Origin of the sequence: Kitasatospora sp. NPDC056076 (genome assembly GCF_042266305.1) — a bacterium.
Lineage (GTDB): Bacteria > Actinomycetota > Actinomycetes > Streptomycetales > Streptomycetaceae > Kitasatospora.
The window spans coordinates 1-1123 of the sequence record NZ_JBHJWG010000139.1; the positions used below are offsets into that span (position 1 = coordinate 1).

Annotated in this window: 1 protein-coding gene and 1 pseudogene; both read right to left on the bottom strand. The window is 73.6% G+C overall.

Going from position 1 to position 1123, the window contains the following annotated elements; genetic code table 11:
- Positions 1-523: pseudogene (locus tag ACFC1T_RS38445) on the bottom strand (cytochrome P450); the annotation flags it as partial.
- A gap of 92 nt (positions 524-615) precedes the next feature.
- Positions 616-834, bottom strand: a complete 219-nt coding sequence (locus tag ACFC1T_RS38450; protein ID WP_375897468.1) for a ferredoxin — start codon at positions 832-834, stop codon at positions 616-618.
- Positions 835-1123: the final 289 nt, after the last annotated feature.

Sequence of the window (1123 nt, forward strand, 5' to 3'; positions counted from 1 at the left end):
GGCCCTGGAAGCGGTCGCGGTCCTGGTACGGCACGCCGAGCAGCTCGCAGATCACCAGCGAGGGCACCGGCAGCGCGAACTCGGTGACCAGGTCGGCCGTGGTCCGGCCCGCAGTCATCCGGTCCAGTGCCTCGTCCACGATCCGCTGGATCTCCGGGCGCAGCGCTTCCACCCGCTTGACCAGGAAGTCCCCGGTGTCCTGACGGCGCGGGGCCGCGTGCGGGGGGTAGTCGAGGCGCCGGGTGGTCCGCGGGCACCTGTCCAGCTGGGGGCTGGCGCCGGCGACCAGCAGCGGGAAGGCCGGGTGGCGCACGTCGGCGCTGAACCGGCGGTCGGACAGCACGGTGCGGACCTCGGCGTAGCCGGTGACCAGCCAGCAGGCGTCGCCGTCGGGGAGTTCGGCCCTGGTCATGGACGCGGTGGCGGCGGCCTCGGTGTACACGGGCGGCGGGCCGAACGGGCAGCCGCTGGAGTGCGGGGCCGGCAGCAGCGGGACGGCGGGGGCGGTGGGTACGGCGGTCAAGGCGGGGGTCTCCTCGTGTCGCAGGTGTCCTCGTGGGGTTGCCGGGTGCAGGGAGGCCTCCCGGCGGCCTGCGGGGCCGCAGGTGGGGACCGTCAGACCTCGGCCTGGGCGGGCCCGTCCTCGGTGACGCTGATCGCCCGGCCCGGGCAGAGCTCGGCGGCGAGTCTGACGTCGTCGAACTGCTCAGGCAGCAGCACGACCTGACGAAGCGTCACAAGACTGTCCCGCTCGTCCTGGTCGAAGACCGCGGGCACGTTCATCACACACATTCCGGAGCTGCAGCAACGGTCCCGGTCGACGCTCACCTGCATGTCGGCACCTCTCGCCAGGGCACCGCCGGCTGCCCGGCGGCCGCCTCTCGTTGTCACGGTCAACCTAGCCGCCGCTGGTCCGCCTACGGAGCGGTAGGGCGGACGGATCGGCAAGAATGGCCGATTCGGCTCCTGCGTGAACGCCCTTGCCGCGCAATGCGTTTCAACCGGCGCCAGGCCGTCGGACGGGGCGGCGCGGACGGCCTCACAGGCCCTCGGCGGCGGCCAACTCCCTGACGGCGGCCACGGTGTCGGTCTCGGCGGCGCTCTTGTCCGGCCGGTACCGCAC

Coding starts and splice junctions, on each gene's coding strand:
- ACFC1T_RS38450 (WP_375897468.1), bottom strand. CDS start 834: ATGCAGGTGAGCGTCGACCGGGACCGTTGCTGCAGCTCCGGAATGTGT.